4 protein-coding genes and 1 pseudogene are annotated in these 25,815 nt (G+C 45.5%); all 5 read left to right on the top strand.

Annotation, left to right across the window (positions count from 1 at the left end; genetic code table 11):
* Positions 1-138: 138 nt before the first annotated feature.
* The 5 genes and pseudogenes from O3620_RS00530 (at position 139) to O3620_RS00510 (ending at position 25,813) form a co-directional block, all read left to right on the top strand.
* The gene (locus tag O3620_RS00530) at positions 139-1,272 is read left to right on the top strand and encodes a CshA/CshB family fibrillar adhesin-related protein (RefSeq protein ID WP_371601304.1); all 1,134 of its coding nucleotides are present in this window, start codon (positions 139-141) and stop codon (positions 1,270-1,272) included.
* Positions 1,257-10,610 (top strand): GEVED domain-containing protein, encoded by a 9,354-nt coding sequence (locus O3620_RS00525; protein WP_371601303.1) that lies wholly within the window; start codon positions 1,257-1,259, stop codon positions 10,608-10,610. The genes O3620_RS00530 and O3620_RS00525 overlap by 16 nt, the downstream gene beginning before the upstream one ends.
* 209 nt (positions 10,611-10,819) lie before the next feature.
* Positions 10,820-16,720, top strand: coding sequence for a CshA/CshB family fibrillar adhesin-related protein (locus tag O3620_RS00520; RefSeq protein ID WP_371601302.1), 5,901 nt, complete (start codon positions 10,820-10,822; stop codon positions 16,718-16,720).
* 100 nt (positions 16,721-16,820) lie between these two features.
* A pseudogene (locus tag O3620_RS00515) lies at positions 16,821-18,168 on the top strand (IS3 family transposase).
* Positions 18,169-18,499: 331 nt separating this feature from the next.
* Positions 18,500-25,813 carry a CshA/CshB family fibrillar adhesin-related protein gene (locus O3620_RS00510; RefSeq protein ID WP_371601301.1) on the top strand — a complete coding sequence of 2,438 codons (7,314 nt, stop codon included), beginning with the start codon at positions 18,500-18,502 and terminating at the stop codon, positions 25,811-25,813.
* The last annotated feature ends 2 nt before the right edge of the window (positions 25,814-25,815 follow it).

The raw sequence follows: 25,815 nt of genomic DNA, 5'->3' as shown, positions 1-25,815 counted from the left end.
TTACTATAAAAATGGAGCCTTTTTTTTATGTGTCCATTTTTGGACACAATAGCCCTCAACTACAGTCATATCCATGGCTAACTAAATATAAATGTTGTATAATACCAGTTGCTATTAAATATTAATATAGGAGATTCTATGGGAAAAGAATTATTTAATCCCCATTTAAACAAGTTTTCAATTCGAAAATTAAATGTCGGAGTTTGCTCGGTATTATTATCTACCGTTTTCCTTTTAGGTACTGCGGCTACAGTCAATGCAGATGAAACTGCCAACGGATCTGTAGATGATAATATCTCACTGCCAGAAAAACCGACGGACTCTGCTGTCAGTCAGCCTGCTCTTGAGAATACAGCAACATCTGCTGTTTCAGAAACAGCTAGCTCAGAAGCAAGTGCTGATCAAAATCAGTTGGTAAGTCCAGCTGCAGCTCCAGAGCAAGCGACACCTGAAAAGGCGAAAGAAGCTAATCAGACAGCTGAGACCCCTAATGAAGCAAGACCAGCTGAAGCTAGTCGGACTCGCTCTTATTCAGTACAATATACGCCAAAACCAAGTTCTGCAGCTATGCCGAGGTCCGAGCGTAATGGCCAGCCAATGGAGACAGGAACATCATTTCGTACTACCAGTCCTGCTGGTCAATCTAGCTCTGCTTTAAGAGATGCGACCGCTAATCCTACAGTTTCTAAGCCTACGCTGGAAGAGTCAGTAAGAAAACGCTCTGATGAGTTGATGAAGCAGGTAAACTGGCTGGATTTTGGTGATACTAAATCACTGAGAAATCTAGATAAAGATGGATCCTTTAAAGTTGGAACAGTATATGAAAAAGAGATTTCGCCGGGCTATGTGGTCAAACTGACCGTGACGGAATTGAAACCTTTCTATGCGACAGAGATCTATCGTGATCGAGTTAAGGGAACTGAGTACGAAAGCAGTTATGATCCCAATGCAAAAAATACTTGGCTTCAGTATAACAATAGTAATAATTATGCTTATCAGTATTGGTATGGTGATGATTACCGTCCTAAAATTACTGGTGCAGCTCAAAATCAATATTCAGCAATTAAGTCAGAAGGAATTGATACCAAGGGGCGTAAGACTCAACTGCAGGTTCCTAAAGATGAAGCCAACTATGGTGTGAAGTTCAAAGTTGAAGCTAGATATCGTGGGAAGCCAGTTAAAGCAACAGTTGTCATGGCTGATGGTGAAGAAGCCAATCCGGGTGAGTACGCTATCTTTACAACCAATGGTAAGGGTTGGGAACATATTTAGCCGAGTGGAAGCGTACAGTTACAGACGCAAATGGTGTGACTACTGAGATTACAGAAACCTATAAGCCGATGAAGCCTACTACAGAAGGCCAATTTATTGGAGATGACGGTACTGGTGTTCATTGGCAGGCCTATGTCAGTCCTGACCAAAAGACTGGCGGACTGGGAAGTCAAGTATTTGGACCGAACATTTCTAGAAATAATACGATTCCACTTGTGATGACTCGTGGTGCATCAGAGGTTGGTATTTACATAGCTTCTTCTGGTCAGCAGGCTGCGATGATTGGTTTTATGGCAATCGATGAAGGTGATGCACCGGATTCTTATGGAAAAGCTATCCATGCTATTTCAAGATACAATGCAGAAACTGGCGGTCAAAATCCACAGCCATTCTTGGGCCGTGTTGCGGCTGATATTGATACCACATCTGGAAACAACTGGAAGCATGACGATCAGAATGATTTAGCCGATGAAGGTATTAATCAGCTCTTGTCTGATGATTTAGTCGGGAAAACCAATGGTCTTTTTCCAGTAAACCGTCTGCGTGACGGAGATTATTCTCTCCGCATCCATGCTTCGGCTAACGGATATGAAAAAGCCTATGTTCGTGCCTGGATTGACTTCAATAATAATGGTGTCTTTGACGAAGACGAAGCCAGTGAATTTACCGAAGTAACAACTGCGGGAGATTATACTGTCAACTTTAAGAAGAATCCAGCCATGACCAATCCTGAACTTAGCAAGCTGGGAATGCGGGTTCGTATTGCCTTGAACAAGGGAGATATTGAAAAACCTACCGGAACTGCATTTAGTGGTGAGGTGGAAGACCTAGAAGTTGAACTGACCTATCCACCAAAAGGCGAGAAGAAGGAAAGTACTGGAATCCGTGATCAGAGACAGACAGCCACTCTTCATTTCACTCCGCAGGGGATTGCTCAAAATACTGAAAATAAGAGAGTAGCGATTGATACTACTAAAGCTCCGATTGTATTGGATGCGAGAGGAAATGCCCTGACTGCTGATGCAGCAGGCTGGTATAACACTGCTGAAGGCCGTTATAAAGTAACTGCAAACGTTGCTGATGTAGATGTGGTATATGAGCCTAAAGCTGGCTTTATCGGCACAGCTCAGGGGATTAACATCCGTCGTTTTGATACTAACGGGGCAAGTACGGATTGGATTGCCAAAAATCAGGCTGAAGCAGTCATCAATGACCAGCTCAACACCATGGACGGACGCTATGTACCAACCGTGCTGAATGTGTCTAAGTATGAAACAAGGGATGCTCAAGGACTGACGCAAGAAAAGACGCCTGTCTTTAATGATGGAGATGCTAGCAAAACTCCAGCAAGTCCAAGTACAGCAAATCCTGTAAAATTTGTGAAAGCAGATGGAACGACTACAGATGATACAAGAGTTCCAGCTTTATCAAATGGTCAGGAAGTTGGTCGTTTTCAAGTTGAGCCTGCAACTGGTAAGATTACTTTCAAACCAAACAAAAACTTTGTTGGTACTGTTGACCCTGTGTCTGTTCAAATGCTTGATGGCAAAGGTATTCCGCACCAAGCTGTTTATCAGCCAAAGGTGACTCCTGTTAGACCGACTGCTCAAGGTGCCAGCAGCGAGGGCATTCAAGGTGCAGTTCAGACAGGGCAATTGACCTTTAATCCAGGCCATAATCGTGTGCCTATTGATAGCAAGAAGTTGCCAATCTTTGATAATGGCAGCCAAACTAAAACAGTTGCTGGTGTCGGCACTTATCAGGTGGATAATCAAGGCTTAGTTACCTTCACTCCACTGCCGACTTATACTGGACGGCCAGCGGCAGAGACTGTCAAGCGAGTAGATGTCAATGGAACAGAAGTAACAGCTACCTATCAGGCTGATGTGAAAGCAGCAGCACCAAGTGCGACGAATGCTGAAACCAGTGGTATACAAGGCCAAGTTCAGCGAGGAAAAGTCAGCTTCACAGAAGGTTCTGCGCAAGTCAACGGTCAAACACAAACGGTGGCCTTTCCAGCTGGCTCAACTCCGCTCTTTGACAACGGTTCGACTGTTAAAGAAGTGCCTACTGTTGGTAAGTTTGAAGTGGATGGGGATGGAAATGTAACCTTTACTCCAGAGAAACAATTTAAAGGCCTTACGCCAGACATCAGGATTACTCGTACAGATAGGAATGGCAGCACAGCTACAGCTATCTACAAAGCGACAGTCACTGCTGTAACTCCAACAGGGACAAACATCACCAGCACTGGTAAACAAGGCCGTCCACAGACAGGTAAGCCAAACTTTGTCAGTGGCAACCCAGATGTACCACTTGATAATGACACTCCTGCGACTTTCGACGACGGAAGCAAGCGCAAGGTGGTTCCAAATGTTGGTATCTTTGAAGTGGCACCAGATGGATCTGTCACTTTCACACCAGACAAGCAATATGTTGGGACACCAGACCCGGTTGTTGTTAAGCGTGTAGATAAGAATGGCACTCCTGTGACGGCTAAGTACACGCCTACTGTTGAGAAGGTGACCCCAAAAGCAACAGGCGCTCAGACGAAAGGCCCTCAAGGCCAAGTTCAAAAAGGAAAAGTTACTTTTGAACCAGGAAGTCCTCAAGTTGGTTTCCCAGAAAACAGCACCCCAGTCTTTGACACCGGCACGAATGTGAAAGAAATTGCCAAAGTCGGTAAGTTCGAGGTTGATACGGAGGGTAATGTCACCTTTACTCCAGTCAAAACCTTTGTAGGCAAAACTCCAGAAGTCGAACTCAGCCGTACAGATGTTAATGGTACAGTAGCCAAGGCCAAATATCGGGCGACTGTGACCGCTGTGACTCCGACGGGAACTGGAGATCAGACAGAAGGTCCGCAAGGCCAAGTCCAAAAGGGCCGTGTAACTTTTAAAGCTGGCGATCCAAAAGTAGAATTCCCAGCCAATAGCACGCCAGTCTTTGACACGGGTACGAATGTGAAAGAAATTGCCAAAGTCGGTAAGTTCGAAGTAGATGCTGAGGGCAATGTCACCTTCATGCCAGACAAGCGCTTTGTAGGTGAAACGCCAGAAATTAGCATTTCTCGCAAAGATGCAAATGGTATTGCAGCAAAAGTCACTTATATCGCGACAGTTACATCAGTAACTCCAACAGGAACTAATGTGACTAGCACTGGTCCTCAGGGTATCCCGCAAACAGGTACCCCAACTTTCCAAGGTGGTGATCCGCTAGTTCCGATTGATGAAGCAGTCGAGCCTACCTTCAAAGATGGCAGCAAGGAAAAGACTATTCCAAGCCAGGGAACTTACACCATCACTCCAGATGGCGCAGTGACCTTCACACCGGAGAAGCAGTTTGTAGGCAAACCTGATCCAGTTACCGTTAAGCGAGTGGATAAGAATGGCACTCCAGTGACAGCGACCTACAGTCCAGAATTCACCAAGGTAACTCCAACAGGTACTAATGTGACTAGCACCGGTCCTCAGGGTATCCCGCAAACTGGTACCCCAACTTTCCAAGGTGGTGATCCGCAAGTTCCGATTGATGAAGCAGTCACGCCAACCTTCGCAGATGGCAGCAAGGAAAAGACTATTCCAGGTCAAGGAACTTACACCATTACTTCAGATGGCGCAGTGACCTTCATGCCAGAGAAGCAGTTTGTAGGAAAGCCAGATTCAATTACTGTAAAACGTGTCGATAAGAACGGAACGTCAGTAACTGCGACTTATAGTCCAGAGTTCATGAAAGTCACTCCGACTGGTACTGGTGATAAGACAGAAGGATTGCAAGGTCAGGTTCAAGAAGGTCATGTTACCTTCACCCCAGGTCATGCCTCTGTACCATTCCCAGCTGAAACAACTCCGCTCTTTGACAATGGTTTGACTGTAAAAGAGATTCCAACCGTTGGTAAATTTGAAGTGGATGATAATGGTAAGGTGACCTTCACGCCAGACAAGCAGTTTAAGGGGACCACTCCTGAGCTGACATTGATTCGAGCAGATGTGAATGGCACTCCTGTTACAGTCAAATATCAAGCAGTAGTGAAAGAAGTGACTCCAACAGGAACAAATATTACCAGCACTGGTGAGCAAGGCCGTCCACAAACAGGCAAGCCAAACTTAGTAAGCGGCACTCCGGGAGTTCCACTGGATAATGACACTCCGGCTACTTTCGACGACGGAAGCAAGCGCAAGGTTGTTCCAAATGTCGGTATCTTCGAAGTGGCACCAGACGGTTCTGTTACCTTTACCCCAGAGAAGCAATATGTTGGCACACCAGATCCAGTTGTTGTTAAGCGAGTGGACAAAAATGGCACTCCTGTGACAGCCAAGTATACGCCAACTGTTGAGAAAGTGACTCCAAGAGCGACAGGTGCTCAGACAGAGGGGCTTCAAGGCCAAGTTCAAAAAGGCAAGGTTACTTTTGAAGCCGGAAGTCCGCAAGTCGGCTTCCCAACCGACAGCACACCGGTCTTTGATACCGGCACAAATGTCAAAGAAATTGCCAAAGTTGGTAAGTTCGAGGTTGATGCGGAGGGGAATGTTACCTTCACACCAGTCAAATCGTTTGTCGGTAAGACACCAGAAGTTGAACTTAGCCGTACAGATGTCAACGGTACAGCAGCAAAAGCTAATTACCAAGCAAGTGTGACAGCTGTTACCCCGACAGGTACTGGTGATAAGACAGAAGGTCTTCAAGGTCAGGTTCAAAAAGGTCATGTCACCTTCACGCCAGGCCATGAATTAGTTCCATTCCCAGCAGGTTCGACTCCGCTATTTGGTAACGGAAAAAATATTAAAGAAGTACCGAATATCGGTAAGTTCGAAGTGGATGCAGATGGTATTGTGACCTTCACTCCAGACAAACAGTTCAAGGGTGAAACACCAGAACTAGGAATCATTCGTGTGGACGCCAATGGCACTCCTGTTACAGTTAAGTACCAAGCGGTAGTGAAAGAAGTAACTCCGACAGGTACCACCGTTACGAGCACCGGTCCGCAGGGTATCCCGCAAACAGGAACCCCAACCTTCAAAGCTGCGGATCCACTAGTTCCAATCGATGAAACAGTCGAGCCAACTTTTGACGATGGCAGCAAGGAAAAAACCATTCCAGGTCAAGGAACGTACACCATCACTCCAGATGGCGTAGTGACCTTCACCCCAAACAAGCAATTTGTAGGTAAACCAGATCCAATTACTGTGAAACGTGTTGATAAGAATGGAACACCAGTAACGGCTACCTACAGCCCAGAGTTTACTAAGGTAACGCCAACCAGCACTAACGCAACAAGTACAGGACCTCAAGGTGTTCCACAAACGGGCACTCCGACTTTTGCGGGTGGCGACCCACTAGTTCCGATTGATGAAACCGTAGAGCCAAACTTCGAAGATGGCAGCAAGAAGAAGACCATTCCAGGCCAGGGAACATACACCGTCACTCCAAATGGTGCAGTGACCTTTACTCCAGACAAGCAGTTTGTAGGCAAACCAGATCCAATCACTGTTAAACGTGTCGATAAGAACGGCACACCAGTGACTGCGACCTACAGTCCAGAGTTTACCAAGGTAACTCCGACAGGTACTGGAACTAAGACAGAAGGCCTACAAGGTCAAGTCCAGGAAGGCAAAGTGACCTTTACGCCTGGTCATGACTCAGTTCCATTCCCAGCCGGTTCAACTCCGCTGTTCGATAACAATTCAACAGTTAAAGAAGTGCCGAATGTTGGTAAGTTCGAAGTGGATGCAGACGGTAAGGTAACCTTCACACCAGACAAACAATTCAAGGGTGAAACGCCAGAACTTGAATTGACTCGCACTGATGCTAATGGAACATCAGTAACCGTCAAGTATCAAGCGGTAGTGAAAGAGGTAACTCCAACAGCTACCACCTCAACCAGTACTGGCCCACAAGGCCGTCCACAAACGGGTAAACCAAATTTTGTCGGTGGCGACCCAGATGTACCACTGGATAATGACACTCCAGCGACTTTTGATGATGGAAGCAAACGCAAGGAAGTTCCAAATGTCGGTACCTTTGAAGTAGCACCAGATGGATCTGTCACCTTTACACCTGACAAGCAATTTGTAGGTACACCAGACCCAGTTGTTGTTAAGCGTGTAGATAAGAATGGTACGCCAGTGACAGCTAAGTACGCACCAACTGTTGAGAAAGTCACTCCGACGGCGAAAGGTGCTCAGACAGAGGGGCTTCAAGGCCAAGTTCAAAAAGGTAAGATTACTTTTGAAGCAGGAAGTCCACAAGTAGGTTTCCCTGAGAATAGCACGCCAGTCTTTGATACCGGTACTAATCTGAAAGAAATTGCCAAAGTCGGTAAGTTCGAAGTAGACGGAGTGGGTAATGTCACCTTTACTCCAGTCAAAACGTTTGTCGGTAAGACACCAGAAATCGAACTCAGTCGCGCAGATGTCAATGGTACAGTAGCTAAGGCTAACTACCAAGCGACAGTGACTGCTGTTACTCCGACTGGTACTGGAGCCAAGACAGAAGGTCTGCAAGGTCAAGTCCAAGAAGGTAAAGTAAGCTTCACCCCAGGTCATGACTCTGTTCCATTCCCAGCTGGTTCGACGCCGTTATTTGACAATGGCTCTTCTGTCAAAGAAGTACCGAATGTTGGTAAGTTTGAAGTGGACGCAGACGGTAAGGTGATCTTCACACCAGACAAGCAGTTTAAAGGTGAAATACCAGAACTTGAATTGACTCGTGTGGATGTCAATGGAACACCAGTAACTGTCAAATATCAAGCGGTAGTGAGGGAAGTCACTCCGACAGGTACCACCTCAACTAGCACTGGTAAACAAGGCCGTCCACAGACGGGTAAGCCAAACTTTGTCAGTGGCAATCCAGATCTACCAATGGATAATGATGCTCCAGCTACTTTTGATGATGGAAGCAAACGCAAGGAAGTTCCAAATATCGGTACTTTTGAAGTGGCACCAGATGGTTCTGTTACTTTCACACCGGACAAGCAATTTGTTGGCACACCAGACCCAGTTGTTGTTAAGCGGGTAGATAAGAATGGTACACCAGTGACGGCTAAGTACACACCTACTGTTGAGAAAGTGACCCCAATAGGAACTACCGCAACTAGCACTGGCCCACAAGGCCTTCCTCAAACGGGCACCCCAACCTTTGCAGGTGGTGATCCATTGGTTCCGATTGACGAAACAGTTGAGCCAAGCTTCGACGATGGTAGCAAGGAAAAGACCATTCCAGGTCAGGGAACTTACACCATTACTCCAGATGGCTCAGTGACCTTTACTCCAGACAAGCAGTTTGTAGGCAAACCTGATCCAATCACTGTTAAACGTGTGGATAAGAATGGTACTCCAGTAACTGCGACTTACAGTCCAGAGTTTACCAAGGTGACTCCAACTGGTACTGGCGCCAAGACAGAAGGTCTTCAAGGCCAAGTCCAAGAAGGCAAAGTGACCTTCACGCCTGGTAATGATTCAGTTCCATTCCCAGCAGGTTCGACTCCGTTATTTGACAATGGTTCCACAGTTAAAGAAGTACCAAATGTTGGAAAGTTTGAAGTGGATGCAGACGGCAAGGTTACTTTCACGCCAGACAAACAATTCAAGGGCGAAACGCCAGAACTTGAATTGACTCGCACTGATATCAATGGTACCCCTGTTACAGTTAAGTACCAAGCGGTAGTGAAAGAAGTAACTCCAACAGGCACCACCGTGACGAGCACTGGCCCACAAGGTCTTCCGCAAACAGGCACTCCGACCTTCAAAGGTGCGGACCCACTAGTTCCGATTGATGAGACTGTTGAGCCAACCTTTGCAGATGGCAGCAAGAAGAAGACCATTCCAGGTCAAGGAACGTACACCATCACTCCGGATGGAGCAGTGACTTTCACCCCAGACAAGCAGTTTGTAGGCAAACCAGATCCAATCACTGTGAAGCGAGTGGATAAGAACGGTACACCAGTGACAGCGACCTATAGTCCAGAGTTCACCAAGGTAACTCCGACAGGTACTGGCACCAAGACAGAAGGTCTGCAAGGTCAGGTTCAAAAAGGTCAAGTGACTTTCACGCCAGGACATAAATTAGTTCCATTCCCAGCTGGTTCGACTCCACTCTTTGGTAACGGAAAGAATATTAAAGAAGTGCCAAATGTTGGTAAGTTCGAAGTGGATGCGGATAACAAGGTGACCTTCACCCCAATAAAACAATTCAAGGGTGAAACGTCAGAACTGGGATTGATTCGTTTAGACGCTAACGGAACTCCTGTTATTGTCAAATATCAAGCAATAGTGAAAGCAGTAGTCCCAACTGGTAAAAATGCGACCTCTACAAATATCAAAGGCCATGTTCAGACTGGCAAACCTATCTTCGAAGCAGGTGATCCATTGGTTCCAATTGATGAGTCAGTAGAGCCAACCTTCGAAGACGGAAGCAAGGAAAAGACTATTCCGGGTCAGGGAACATACACCATCGCACCAGACGGTACAGTGACCTTCACACCAGAAACTGATTTCCTTGGTCAGGGAAGCGGTGTGACCCTTGTCCGTCGTGATAAGAATGGCACCTCAGTGACGGCTCGCTATGTTCCGACCGTGGTTGAACCATCAACCAGTCAGGACAGTGTATCCAGTGGCCGCAAGGGCCAAGCTCAAACGGGCACGCCAACCTTTGAAGGGGCGATTGACCAGGCACTGGCACCGACCTTTGCGGACGGCAGCACGGAAAAGGTTGTCCCAGGTGAGGGAACTTATCGGTTCAATATGCTGGGGGCAGTGACCTTTGTGCCGGAAGCAGACTTTGTCGGAACTACTCGCGGAGTTGTCGTGAAGCGTTCAGATATTTATGGCAATGCCGTGACGGCAACCTATACCCCAACTGTTTTGGGAAGTACTGCTACAGAAGATACCAGCAGCACAGGTCTAAAAGGACAGCCGCAGACTGGCAAACCAATCTTTGAAGGCGACGTGGATCCAACTGTTCCGCCAACTTTCGAGGATGGAAGTACTGAAAAGGTTGTTCCAGGCCAAGGTACCTACACGATTGCGCCAGATGGCACTGTGACCTTTGTACCAGAAACGGGCTTTGTCGGTCAAGCTGATGGTGTGACAGTGATTCGCAAAGACCGCAATGGTCAAACTATTTCAGCGGTTTACGTTCCAACTGTGACAGAAAATCCTTTTCAGCCAGAGCGGACGATTACACCTGCACCGCCATCACTTTCTAAGAGTGCGGGTGCAAAATCCCTTCCTAAGACTGGTACAGAAGAAACCTCATACTTAGCAGCAAGCTTGCTTGCGGGAGTATCAGGTTTGGGACTGTTTGGCTTAGAGAAGAGGAAGAAAAAGTCTGAAGACTAAGAGGTGAGAACTTAGCTTCTAACCGCTAAATCAAAATAGGAAAGATTCGTTTATGGATCTTTCCTATTTTTTGTTGAAAATAGACTGTTTTTAATAAAGTGTCCAATTATAATCTTAGTTTCTTACAATTATAGTTATATATATGGATAACTAAAATAGAATAGTGTATAATAAAAGCTGCAATTTAAATGATTATTTAGGAGATTATTATGGGAAAAGATTTATTTAATCCTCACCTGCGTAAGTTTTCGATTCGAAAACTAAACGTCGGTGTTTGTTCTGTGCTCTTATCAACCCTGCTTCTTTTGGGAGCAGCAACACAGGTTAGCGCTGATGAAACTGTTGGTTCTGATACCCAAAGCGAGGTTTCGCAAACAGGTACAGCAGGTTCCGCAGGAAGTACTGCAGAATCAGTAAATTCACCAGCTGAGGAAAGTAAGCCTGACACTATTGCAGTTCAAGCAGAAGATGCGTCTGCGGTAGCGACTGCAAAGCCTGATTCAGTTGATAAGCCAACAAGTGAGCAGCCAGCTGCAGAAACTACCTCTTTGCAAACAACTGTTCCTGCAGAAGTTAAGTCTAAGGAAAACAGCCAACCAGCTCCTGCTCAACCGGCAGGAACTACAGAGACTCCTCAGCCTAGTCGCTCTCGTCGCGTAAGACGGGATGCGGCACCTACTGGTCTGCGAGATGGTGACCCTAACAACACCATTGAGAAGCCTACTTTGGCTGACTCTGAAAAAAAGAATCCCACAGACTTGATGAAGCAGATTAACTGGCTGGATCTTGGTGATAAAAGTGCCATCAGCAACTTAGATACGGACGATTCCTTTAAAGTTGGTACTGTCTATGAAAAAGAAATTTCACCAGGCTATCGTATCAAACTGACAGTGACGGAATTAAAACCTTTCCACTCAACAGAGATTTATCGTGACCGCGTCAAGGGTACTGCGTATGAAAATAGCTATGATCCGAATGCGAAAAACACTTGGTTCAGGTATGTAAATGAAGACTATAAAAAGCAAGAAGCTGAGGGAGATTCAGCTAGACCAAAAATTATAGGAACGGAGCAGAATCAATGGACATCTGTTCGAGACCAAGGGATTAACACCAATGGCCGAAAGACTCAATTACAAGTCCCTAAAAATGGTGCTAGCTACGGAATAAAATTCAAGGTAGAAGCGACTTACCTTGGGAAACCTGTAAAAGCAACAGTTATCATGGCAGATGGAGAAGAAGCCAACCCAGGGGAGTATGCTATCTTCACGACCAATGGCCAAGGATGGGAACACTTGGCAGAATGGAAACGTGTTCGGCCAGATGGGTCTGTAATTACCGACACTTATGCACCGATGAACCCTAACAGATATGGTCAATACATAGGGGATAATGCGACTATACCTGTAATCGACTGGACTGCTTTTACTAATCCAGATCAAAAAACAGGAGGCTTAGGTTCTCAGGTCTTTGGTCCTAATACTTCTAAAGATCGCACTGTTCCGATTGTGATGACACGAGGTGCTTCAGAAGTTGGGATTTATATTGCTTCTTCAGGTCAGCAAGCTGCTATGATTGGTTTTATGGTAGTTGATGAGGGGGATGCACCGGCTTCTTATGGAAATGCTGTTCATGCTATTTCTGGCTATGATGCCAATACGGGTGCAAGAACTCCTCAGCCATTCTTGGGTCGAGTTGAAGCTGATATTGATACTACTTCGGGGAATGACTGGAGGCATGATGACGATACTGATCACGCAGACGAAGGGGTTGATCAGCTTTTACCTTCTGATTTGACAGGTAAGACGAATAACCTTTTCCGAGTCAATCGTCTTCAAAATGGTGACTACTCAGTTCGCCTCCAAGCCTCTGCCAATGGTAATAGCAAGGCCTATGTCCGTGCTTGGATTGATTTCAATCAAAACGGTATTTTTGATGAAAATGAGGCCAGCGAATTTACTGAAGTAACAACGGCTGGTGACTATACTGTTAATTTTAAGAATAATCCAGCGATGACCAATCCTGCAGTTAGCAAGCTGGGAATGCGGGTCCGCATTGCCCTAAATAAGGGAGATATTGAAAAACCTACTGGAACAGCCTTTAGTGGGGAAGTTGAAGACTTAGAAGTCATCTTGACCTATCCGCCAAAAGGTGAAAAGAAGGAAAGTTCGGGAATAATCGGCCAGCCTCAGAAAGCTACTCTTCAGTTTACACCTCAAGGTATTGATCAAAATGATGAAAGCAAGAAAGCGGCTATTGATACAACTGTAGCACCTCTTGTTTTGGACAATGCTGGAAATACATTAACAGCAGATGGCGACGGTTGGTACAATACTGCTGAGGGACGATATAAAGTAACAGCCAAGGGTACAAATGTGGATGTGATATTTGAACCTAGCACTGGCTATATCGGTACTACTCAAGGAATTAATATCCGCCGTGTTGATACTAATGGCGCAAGTACAGATTGGATTGCGAAGAATAATGGAGAACCTGTTATCAACGATAAGTTGAATAACATGGATGCCCGCTATATTCCGACTGTTTTGAATTTCACGGAACATCGTTCGACGGACGCACAAGGTTTGCCTCAAGTACAAGATATTGTCTTTAATGATGGAAATCCTGCTAAGACACCTGCTCAACCATCTGCAACGAATCCTGTCTCTTTCTTGGATGCTGATGGCAATCGCATTGCTGGAACAAGCGTGAAAGCAAGCTCGCAAGGCCAAGAAGTGGGAACCTTTGAGTTAGATCCAGCTACTGGGCGTGTGACTTTCACTCCGAATAAGTCATTTGTGGGGACAGTTGACCCTGTTAACCTACAATTGTATGATACCGATGGAACAGAGCACCGTGCAACCTATCAACCGACAGTAACGCGTGTTGTTCCAACAGCACAAGGAGCAAACTCTGAGGGTATTCAAGGTGCTGAACAATTTGGTAATTTGATTTTTACACCAGGTGATAATCGTGTGCCAATTAATGAGGCAGTTGCTCCAACTTTTGATAACGGTCAAACAACTAAGGTTGTTCCGAATGTTGGAACTTATATGGTTGATAACGCAGGTCGCGTAACCTTCCAACCGGTTCCTAGCTACACTGGCCGTCCAAGTGCTGAATCTGTTAAACGTGTTGATATGAACGGGACAGAAGTAACCGCTGCTTATCAAGCCGAAGTTAAGGCCGCAACTCCAACAGGTCAAGATATGCAGACTACTGGCCTCCAAGGGAAACTTCAAACGAGTCACCTAAACTTTACTCCAGGTCAAGCAAGTATTAATGGACAGAATGCGACGGTGCCTTTAGCGCCAGAGGGACCACAATTCGTAGTTAATGGGCAAATTCAACAATCTAATAGTCTGCTTGTTCATGATGCAAGTGGCAAGCTACAAGGAACTTATACTGTTCAAACTAATGGAGATATTAGCTTCCAACCTGCACCAGATTTCCATGGGACGCCTACTCCTGCGCGTCTTCGTGTAAGGGATATGAATGGTTCTACAGCAGAAGCAGTTTACCAACCTACAGTGACTCAAGTAACCCCAACCAGCACCGATGCGACTAGTACAGGTCCTCAGGGTGTGCCTCAAATTGGTACCCCAACCTTTGCAGGCGGTGACCAAGCGGTTCCAATTGATATGGATTCTCCAATGACCTTCGAAGACGGTCAGTCTAAGAAGACTGTTCAGGGAGTAGGGGGATACACAATTAACTCAGATGGTTCTATCACCTTTATACCTGAGAAACAGTATGTGGGCACACCAACACCAGTTACAGTAAAACGTGTTGATAAAAATGGAACGGAAGTAACCGCAACTTACACGCCAACTGTTACTAAGGTTACACCGGTAGGTACTAATGCGACTAGCACTGGTCCTCAGGGTGTTCCACAAACTGGTACACCAACTTTCCAAGGTGGTGATCCATTAGTTCCAATTGATGAAACCGTTGAGCCGACCTTTGAAGATGGAAGCAAGAAGAAGACTATTCCAGATCAAGGAACTTACACCATTGCACCAGATGGCGCAGTGACCTTCACGCCAGACAAGCAGTTTGTAGGCAAGCCAGATTCAGTGACTGTGAAACGAGTAGATAAAAATGGCACTCCAGTAACTGCGACATACAGTCCAGAGTTCGCCAAGGTAACTCCAACTGGCACCACAGCGACTAGCACCGGTCCTCAGGGTGTTCCGCAAACGGGTACCCCAACCTTTGCGGGCGGTGATCCACTGGTTCCAATTGATGATACAGTGGAGCCTACTTTCGCTGATGGCAATAAGGAAAAAGTGATTCCAGGTCAGGGAACCTATACCATTGCACCAGATGGTGCAGTAACTTTCACGCCAGACAAGCAATTTGTAGGTAAACCGGATCCTATCATTGTGAAGCGAGTGGATAAGAATGGTAGCCCAGTAACGGCTACATACAGCCCAGAGTTTACTAAGGTTACGCCAATCGGCACCAACGCAACCAGCACAGGTCCTCAAGGTCTTTCGCAAACGGGTACCCCAACCTTCCAAGGCGGCGACCCACTTGTTCCAATCGATGACACAGTAGAGCCAAGCTTCAACGACGGAAGCAAGAAAAAGACCATTCCAGGTGAGGGAACATACACCATCGCTTCAGATGGTACAGTGACCTTCACCCCAGACAAGCAGTTTGTAGGTAAACCAGATTCAATCACTATAAAACGTGTCGATAAAAACGGTACGCCAGTGATGGCTACCTACATCCCAGAGTTCACGAAAGTGATTCCTACAGGTACCAATGCGACTAGCACTGGCCCACAAGGTCTTCCGCAAACTGGTACCCCAACTTTCCAAGGTGGTGATCCACTGGTTCCAATTGATGAAACCGCTGAGCCAACCTTCGAAGATGGCAGTAAGAAAAAGGCTATTCCAGGTCAGGGAACTTACACCATTGCACCAGATGGCACAGTGACCTTCACACCAGAGAAGCAGTTTGTAGGCAAACCAGATTCAATCACTGTGAAACGTGTTGATAAGAACGGAACTCCAGTAACGGCTACCTATAGTCCAGAGTTTGTCAAGGTAACTCCGACTGGCAAAGATACCACATCTACAAATATCAAGGGGCATGTTCAAACTGGCAAACCTGTCTTCGAAGCAGGTGATCCATTGGTGCCAATTGATGAAACAGCAAATCCAACCTTCGAAGACGGAAGCAAGGAAAAAATCATTCCAGGTGAGGGAACTTATACCATCACACCAGACGGTACAGTCACTTTCACTCCAGAAGCTGATTTCCTTGGTAAGGGAAGCGGTGTGACCCTTGTCCGCCGTGATAAGAATGGCACCTCAGTGACGGCTCGCTATGTTCCGACCGTGGTTGCACCATCAACCAGTCAGGACAGTGTGTCCAGCGGCCGCAAGGGCCAAGCTCAAACGGGCACGCCAACCTTTGAAGGGGCGATTGACCAGGCAGTAGCACCTACCTTTGCGGATGGCAGCACCGAAATGGTTGTCCCAGGAGAAGGAACTTATCGTTTCAATATGCTGGGGGCAGTGACTTTCGTACCGGAGGCAGACTTTGTCGGAACTGCTCGCGGAGTCGTCGTGAAGCGTTCAGATATTTATGGCAATGCCGTGACGGCTACCTATACCCCAACTGTTTTGGGAAGCACTGCTACAGAAGATACCGGCAGCACCGGTCTCAAAGGCCAGCCGCAGACTGGTAAACCAATCTTTGAAGGAGACGTGGATCCAACCGTTCCTCCAACTTTCGAGGATGGCAGTACTGAAAAGGTTGTTCCAGGCCAAGGTACCTACACGATTGCGCCAGATGGCACAGTGACCTTTGTACCGGAAGCTGGCTTTGTCGGCCGAGCTGACGGTGTGACAGTGATTCGCAAAGAACGTAATGGTCAGACGATTTCAGCAGTTTACGTTCCGACTGTGACAGAAGCTCCTGTTCAGCCAGAGCGGACGATTACACCTGCACCACCATCTCTTTCTAAGAGTGAGAGTGCAAAATCCTTTCCTAAGACTGGTACAGAAGAAACTTCATACTTGGCTGCAAGCTTACTTGCGGGAGTATCAGGTTTAGGACTGATTGGTTTAGAGAAGAGAAAGAAAAAGTCTGAAGACTAAAAGGTAGGAACTTAGGTTTTAACTCCTAAATTAAAAGAGGGAAGATTGAACCGCACCCCAAAAGTTAGACAGAAAAATCTAACTTTTGGGGTGTTTTTAAATGAAATTAACTGATGAGGATAAAGTTCGAATCTATGAACTAAGAAAACAAGGAATCAGCTTCAAGCGACTTTCAGATAAATATGGAATGAACCTTTCAAATCTTAAGTACTTAATCCGATTGATCGCTACGGAATAGAAAATATCAAAAAAGGGAAAAACCGTTATTACTCTCCTGAATTAAAACAAGAAATCATCAATAAGGTTTTAATTGAAGGTCGTTCGCAACTAAGCGTATCTCTGGATTATGCTCTTCCAAGTAATGGATTACTTCCAAATTGGCTGGCACAATACAAGAAAAACGTGTATACTATTGTTGAGAAAACAAGAGGAAGGCCAGCTAGGATGGGACGAAAACGGAAGAAAACTTGGGGAGAAATGACAGAATTAGAGCGACTTCAAGAGGAGAATGAGCGTCTACGTACCGAGGTGGCCTACCTAAAAAAGTTAAAAGAGCTAGAAGACAGGGACGAAGCCTTAGAGAGAGAAAGGCAGAGACAGTTAGAGAAATGGTTTCAGGAGGATTTCGACTAGATTTACTTCTTGAAACAGCTCGTTTAGCTCGCTCAACTTACTATTATCAGTTGAAGCAACTGGATAGGGTTGATAAAGATAAAGAGCTTAAAACCGAAATTCAGGCCATTTATCGTGAGCATAAAGGAAATTATGGCTATCGGAGAATTACTCTTGAACTAAGAAATCGTGGCTTCGTAGTCAATCATAAAAAGGTCCAACGGCTGATGAAAGTCCTTGGTTTAATGGCACGTATTCGTCGTAAGCGTAAGTATTCTTCCTACCAAGGAGAGATTGGCAAGAAAGCAGAGAATCTCATTCAACGCCAGTTTGAAGCATCCAAGCCAATGGAAAAGTGCTATACGGATGTGACAGAGTTTGCCATTCCAGCAAGCAGGCAGAAATTCTATTTATCCCCTGTTCTGGATGGATATAACAGTGAAATCATCGCTTATCATCTTTCTACTTCACCAAATTTAGAACAAGTGAAGACGATGTTGGAACAAGCATTTACAGAGAAACACTATGAGAATACGATTCTCTATAGCGATCAAGGCTGGCAATACCAACATGATTCTTATCATCACTTTCTAGAGAGTAAGGGAATTCAGCCATCCATGTCACGCAAGGGTAACAGCCCAGACAACGGCATGATGGAGTCCTTCTTTGGCATTTTGAAATCCGAAATGTTCTACGGTTATGAGAAGAACTTTAGGTCTTTAGAAGACCTTGAGCAAGCTATTGTAGACTACATATATTACTACAATAACAAAAGAATTAAAGTCAAACTAAAAGGACTTAGTCCTGTACAATACAGAACTAAATCCTTTCAATAATTAATTGTCTAACTTTTTGGGGTCAGTACAGATTCATTAGTGAATCTTTTTTCTTTATGCCCAAAGAGAAAAACTCTTAAAAACTTCATAATAATAGCAGTTCTAAAGTGTTAAAGATTAAAGTAGAATTTGAAAAACTCCCAGATTATTTAATTTATAGGTATTTTTCTACGATCTATTTTTTCTTTTGTTTTTAAAAATAGGCTACAAAGTATTTTATGTCAATTTTTTTAAAATTTTTTTATATAATTATAGTTATATATATAGCTAACTGAAATGGAATGTTGTATAATAAAACTATTGTAACTAGATGATTATTTAGGAGATTATTATGGGAAAAGATTTATTTAATCCTCACCTGCGTAAGTTTTCGATTCGAAAACTAAACGTCGGTGTTTGTTCTGTGCTCTTGTCAACCCTGCTTCTTTTGGGAGCAGCGGCACAAGTTAGTGCTGACGAAACTAGTGATTCTGGTGCCCAAAACGAAGTTTCGCAAACAGGAATAGCCGAATCATCAGTGTATTCTGTTGAAACTGTGGCTTCTGAACATTTACAAGCAAAAGAAAGTTCAGCACTCGCTTTTGCTACTGAGCCCTCTCAATCAGATGATAATCCTAGTCCAAGAAGCTCAGAGCCTGAGAAAGTTGAAGAATCTACTGAATCTACAGCAACTAAACCAATTGAGAATACTCAGCCAATCACTGTTCACCCAGAAACATCTAATGCGACTGTCGTGGCTGAAAAGTCAGAAGCAACCGCAGATCTAGCTCAGTCTAGTCGCTCTCGTCGGGTAAGACGGGAAGCTACACCTACTGGACAACAGAACAGCGTAACAACAGGAGTTCCGATAGGTACTGGACCAGCTGGGGCAGATGATGCTACCTCTACGCCACGAGTACCTAAACCAAGCTTGGAGGAATCTGTCAAGAAAGATAGTACCCAATTAGCCAAACAGATTACGTGGCTTGATTTTTCGGATACTGCAAGTTCGAAAGGATTGGATTCACGAGGCGGACTCCAAGTAGGAACGACCTTCAAGAAGGAAATCTCACCGGGCTATGAAGTAACCCTGACGGTCACTGAGCTTAAACCTTTTAACTCGACTGAAACTTATAGAAAACGGGTTGAAGGAACACCGACAGCAAATACTTATAATCCAAATGCACAAAATGATTTCTTGAAGTCGAGTTCAAAATATGGGAGAACACCCCTTTCAGTTATAGGGGCAAGTCAGGATCAATGGACAACTATTCGTAATCAAGGTTTTAATACCCAGAATCATAAGACGCAACTTGTTTACCCTGAGGATTCAGCTAACTGGGGAGTGAAATTCAATATTGAGGCTACCTATCTAGGGAAGCGTGTGGCCCCTACGGTGGTTATGGCCGATGGTGAAGATGCCAACCCAGGTGAATTTGCTATCTTCACTACTAACGGAGAAGGATGGGAATATCTCGGTGAATGGAAGAATAAGAGTACTGCCAAAGAAGCCTACACGGTTATTACCAAGCAAATGGTGGATGAAGCGGATAAAAAAACGCGCGGCGGCCTCTTAATCTTAAGAGATACAAGCGTAGACTGGTATAAGTACCTCAGTCCGGATACAGTGACAGGTGGCCTGGGGACTCAGGTCTTTGGACCAAACCGTTCGAACGAACGGACGGTTCCTGTGGTGATGACACGCGGAGCTTCTGAAGTAGGATTTTATGTAGCATCATCTGGACAACAAGCTATGATGATGGGATTTTTAGTGGTGGATGGCAGTGATGCGCCAGCGACTTATGGCGAAGCCTTCCATACCATTTCAGGTCGTGATTCTCTGACTGGTAAGCTAATTAATCAGCCTTACTTAGGGACTACTCCAGCAGACATTGATGTTGATACAGCTAATAATTGGGTTCTGGATGATAAAAAGGAACACAAGGACGAGGGAGCCAGCCAATTACTAGCGGACGATCAATTAAGTACTTCTAATGATTTGCTAGATTTAGACAAAGCAAAAAATGGGACATATACGATTAAAATCAAAGCTAACCCAAATGGTAATGCTAAATCCTATGTCAAGGCATGGATAGACTTCAACAATGATGGAGTCTTCAATGAAAGCGAAGGTAGCAACCTACAAGAGATTACAGCTGCTGGTGACTATACCTTGACCTTCAATGCCAACCCAAATATTAGTGGCGGTCAAGTGGACAAATTGGGTATGCGTTTCCGTATTGCGACTAATAAAGGTGATATTGAGCAACCAACCGGTATTGCCTTTAGCGGTGAAGTAGAAGATATGCTCTTGCATCGCATTTATCCTCCTAAAGGTGAAAAGCAGACTACGGACGGCTTTACAGGTGAGACTCAAACTGCTGTCCTTCACTTCACACCTAAAGGAACGGATCGTTCAGATGACAGTGTCAATGCAGTTATGAGTACCCAAGCGCCTCAGGTTCTGGATAAACAAGGCAATGCTCTGACTCCTGTTGATGGCAACTATATTCGTCCAGAAGGGACCTATCGCTTGACCGTCAATGGCAATGATGTTCAAGTAGTCTTCACACCAAATGCGGACTTTTCTGGAACTGCTGACGGAATTAATATTCGTTGGACTGACAGCAATGGTACATCAACTGGATGGACTTCGACGGATGCTTCTGACCCTAATAAAAATGATCAATTGACTAGTATGGACGGCCGTTATGTGCCGACAGTTCGTAAGATTCCAAACTACGAATCAAGTGGTCTTCAGGGACTGGACCAAAATAAAACGCTAGTCTTTAACGATGATGATGCGAATACGACCCCTGTCATGCCAGACGCTACCCATCCTGCCAGCTTTGTGGATGCTAACGGTCAGACAGTAGCAGGCAACACGGTGCCAGCCATGTCCAATGGCCAGCAAGTCGGGACCTATGAATTAGATCCAAATACTGGCCAAGTGACCTTCAAACCTATCAAAACTTTTTATGGTACGCCAGACCCAGTGGTAGTTCAAGTCAGTGATGCCGATGGTAAAGCACACCGAGCACGCTACCAACCTAATGTGACCCAAGTAACACCAAGAAGCACCAATGTTGAATCAACTGGCCTCCAAGGTCAAGCACAAAGTGGTAAGCCGACCTTCACCCCAGGTGACCAACAAATCCCAATTGACATGAGCAAAGCCATGACTTTTGAAAATGGGACGAACACCTTGGAAGTAGCTAATGAAGGAACTTATACTATCAATTCAGATGATACCATTACCTTCAAGCCACTTAAGCAATTCACTGGCAAGGCGACACCAGTTACGGTTAAACGCGTAGATGCCAACGGCACAGAAGTGACTGCTACCTATACACCTAACGTGACCAAGGTCACACCAACCAGCACACCTGCTACTTCATCAGGTCCTCAAGGGGTGCCACAAACAGGAACGCCGGTCTTCAAGGAAGGCGACCCAGCGGTCCCAATTGACTATAACAAGCAAATGACCTTTGACAATGATCAACCTAAGAAGATTGTTGCGGGCGTGGGAGAATACACCATCAATTCAGATGGATCTATTACCTTTACTCCAGATAAGAAATATGTGGGTACCCCAGCCGCGGTGACGGTCAAACGAGTTGACGAAAATGGCACCGAAGTAAGAGCAACCTATACCCCAACTGTTACAAAGGTAACTCCGACTGGTACTGGTGATAAGACAGAAGGATTGCAAGGTCAGGTTCAAGAAGGCCATGTTACTTTCACACCAGGTCATGATTCTGTGCCGTTTCCAGCAGAAACAACTCCACTCTTCGATAACAATTCAACAGTTAAAGAAGTGCCAAATGTTGGAAAGTTTGAAGTGGATGCCAATGGCAAGGTAACTTTCACGCCAGACAAGCAGTTTAAGGGAACCACTCCTGAGCTGACATTGATTCGAGCAGATGTGAATGGCACTCCTGTTACAGTCAAATATCAAGCAGTGGTGAAAGAAGTGGTTCCTACAGGTACCAATGCGACTAGCACTGGTCTTCAAGGTCTGCCACAATCAGGTACGCCTACTTTCACTGCGGGTGACAAAGCTGTGCCGATTGATATAGCCCAACCAATGACCTTTGAAGATAATCAAACAACTAAGAAGGTAGACAAGGTCGGTACTTATGTCATTGAGTCAGATGGCTCGATTACTTTCACTCCAGACAAACAATACGTCGGAACCCCAGCTCCAGTGACAATCAAACGAGTAGACACAAATGGAACAGAAGTGACGGCTACTTACACACCAACCGTGACGCGTGTCACACCAAGAAGCATCAATGCTGAATCAACCGGTCTCCAAGGTCAACCGCAAAGTGGCAAGCCGACCTTTACCCCAGGTGACCAAGCAGTTCCAATCGATATGACCAAGCCCATGACTTTTGAAAATGGGACTGACACGTTAGTAGTAGCTGATCAAGGAACTTATACCATTAATTCAGACGGTTCCATTACCTTTAAGCCGGAGAAGAAATTTACTGGCAAGGCGACCCCAGTGACGGTCAAACGTGTAGATGCGAATGGAACCGAAGTGACAGCTAGATACACTCCTACTGTTGAAGAAGTTATTCCAAACGCAACTGGCGATCGGACTGAAGGTCCACAAGGATTGGTTCAGAATGGTAAGATTACTTTTGAAGCCGGAAGACCAGAAGTTGGTTTTTCAGCAGATAATCCGCCAGTTTTTGACACTGGTACCAATGTGAAAGAAATTGAAAATGTTGGTAAGTTTGAAGTGGATATTGATGGTAATATTACCTTTACTCCGGTCAAGACATTTGTAGGTAAAACACCTGAAATTGAAGTCAGTCGTGCAGATGTCAACGGTACCCTTGCGAAGGCAAAATATCAAGCAACAGTAACGGCTGTAAAGCCAACTGGTGTTGGAAACAAGACAGAAGGCCTGCAAGGTCAAGTTCAAGAAGGTAAAGTGACCTTCACCCCAGGGCACGACTCTGTTCCGTTCCCTGCGAATTCAACACCATTGTTTGATAACCATTCAACAGTGAAAGAAGTACAGAATGTCGGTAAGTTTGAAGTAGATGCAAATGGTAAAGTGACCTTCACGCCAGACAAGCAGTTTAAGGGTGAGACACCGGAACTTGAATTGACTCGCACCGATGCTAATGGCACTCCTGTTACAGTCAAATACCAAGCAGTGGTGAAAGAAGTGGTTCCAAGAGGCACCGATGCGACTAGCACAGGTCCTCAGGGTGTTCCGCAAACAGGTAGCCCAAGCTTCCAAGGTGGTGATCCACTTGTTCCGATTGATATGGATTCTCCAATGACATTTGAAGATGGTCAACCTAAGAAGACGGTTCAAGGAGTAGGGGAATATACCATCAACTCAGATGGTACTATCACCTTTACCCCAGACAAACAGTATGTGGGGACCCCAGCTTCAGTTACTGTTAAACGTGTAGATAAAAACGGAACGGAAGTGACTGCCACCTATACGCCAACGGTAATACGGGTAATGCCTACTAGCACCAATGCTGAATCAACCGGCCTTCAAGGTCAACCGCAAAGTGGCAAGCCAACTTTCAGTCCAGGCGACCAAGCAGTTCCAATCGATATGACCAAACCAATGACCTTTGAAAATGGGACTGATACTTTGGTAGTGGCTAATCAAGGAACTTATACCATTAATTCAGATGGTTCCATTACCTTCACTCCAGATAAGCAATTCACTGGCAAGGCGACACCTATTAGGGTTAAACGAGTCGATGCTAACGGCACAGAAATAACGGCTACTTATACCCCAGAAGTTACCAAGGTAACGCCAACTAGTACCAATGCTGAATCAACCGGTCTCCAAGGTCAACCGCAAAGTGGCAAGCCAACTTTCAGTCCAGGTGACCAAGCTGTTCCAATCGATGAAACAGTTGATCCAACCTTCGAAGATGGAAGCAAAGAGAAATCTATTCCAGGTCAAGGAACATACACGATTGCTCCAGATGGAGCAGTGACTTTCACGCCAGACAAGCAATTTGTGGGTAAACCAGATCCAATCACTGTGAAGCGAGTGGATAAGAACGGTACACCAGTGATAGCGACATACAGTCCAGAGTATACTAAGGTAACTCCGACTGGTACTGGCACTAAGACAGAAGGCTTGCAAGGCCAAGTGCAAGAAGGTAAAGTAAGCTTCACCCCAGGCCATGACTCTGTTCCATTCCCAGCTGGTTCAACTCCGCTGTTTGATAACAATTCAACAGTGAAAGAAGTTCCAAATGTCGGTAAATTCGAAGTGGATGCAGATGGTAAGGTGACCTTTACTCCAGACAAACAATTCAAGGGTGAAACACCAGAGCTTGAATTGACACGCACTGATGCCAATGGCACCCCTATTACAGTTAAGTACCAAGCGGTAGTGAAAGAAGTGATTCCTACTAGCACCAATGTGACTAGCACAGGTCCTCAAGGGGTCCCTCAAACTGGCACACCGACTTTCCAAGGCGGCGACCCACTTGTTCCAATCGATGACGCAGTAGAGCCTACCTTCGCAGATGGAAGTAAGGAGAAAAAGATTCCAGGTCAAGGAACTTACACCATTGCACCAGATGGCGTAGTGACTTTCACACCTGAAAAACAATATGTTGGTACACCAGAACCAGTGACAGTGAAACGTGTGGACAAGAATGGCACTCCAGTAACGGCTACCTACAGCCCAGAATTTACGAAAGTAACTCCAACTGGTACTGGCACTAAGACAGAAGGCTTGCAAGGTCAAGTCCAAGAAGGTCAAGTCACCTTCACTCCAGGCCATGACTCTGTTCCATTCCCAGCTGGTTCAACTCCATTATTCGATAATGGTACCGCAGTTAAAGAAGTACCAAATGTTGGTAAGTTCGAAGTGGATGCAGATGGTAAGGTGACCTTTACTCCAGACAAACAATTCAAGGGGGAAACACCGGAACTCGAATTGACTCGTGTGGATGCCAACGGTACTCCTATCACCGTCAAATATCAAGCAGCAGTGAAAGAAGTGATTCCTACTGGCACCAATGTGACTAGCACTGGTCCTCAAGGTGTTGCGCAAACTGGCACACCGACCTTCGTAGGAGGCGACCCACTTGTTCCAATTGATGAAACCGTTGAACCAAGCTTCGAAGATGGAAGCAAAGAGAAGACCATTCCAGGCCAGGGAACCTACACTATTGCACCAGATGGTGCAGTGACCTTCAGTCCAGACAAGCAATTTGTGGGTAAACCAGATCCAATTACTGTGAAACGTGTCGATAAGAATGGCACGCCAGTGACTGCGACTTACAGTCCAGAGTTTACTAAGGTTACGCCAACCAGCACCAATGCAACCAGCACCGGACCTCAAGGTCTTCCGCAAACTGGCACTCCAACTTTTGCGGGTGGTGATCCACTGGTTCCAATTGATGGCTCAGTAGAGCCAACTTTCGAAGATGGAAGTAAGGAGAAGAAGATTCCAGGCCAGGGCACTTACACCATCACTCCAGATGGCGCAGTGACTTTCACGCCAGACAAGCAGTTTGTAGGTAAGCCAGATTCAGTAATTGTGAAACGTGTTGACAAGAACGGCACACCAGTGACAGCGACCTACAGTCCAGAGTTTACGAAAGTGATTCCTACAGGGTCAGGTTCAAGAAGGAAAAGTCACCTTCACCCCAGGCCATGACT

Origin of the sequence: Streptococcus sp. 27098_8_134 (assembly GCF_041431675.1) — a bacterium.
GTDB lineage: Bacteria > Bacillota > Bacilli > Lactobacillales > Streptococcaceae > Streptococcus > Streptococcus sanguinis_R.
This window is presented reverse-complemented; position numbering and strand designations above follow the sequence as displayed.

What these genes read in the sequence shown, in the direction of transcription:
- O3620_RS00530 (WP_371601304.1), top strand. Translation starts at nt 139, where the DNA reads ATGGGAAAAGAATTATTTAATCCCCATTTAAACAAGTTTTCAATTCGA.
- O3620_RS00520 (WP_371601302.1), top strand. Translation starts at nt 10,820, where the DNA reads ATGGGAAAAGATTTATTTAATCCTCACCTGCGTAAGTTTTCGATTCGA.
- O3620_RS00510 (WP_371601301.1), top strand. Translation starts at nt 18,500, where the DNA reads ATGGGAAAAGATTTATTTAATCCTCACCTGCGTAAGTTTTCGATTCGA.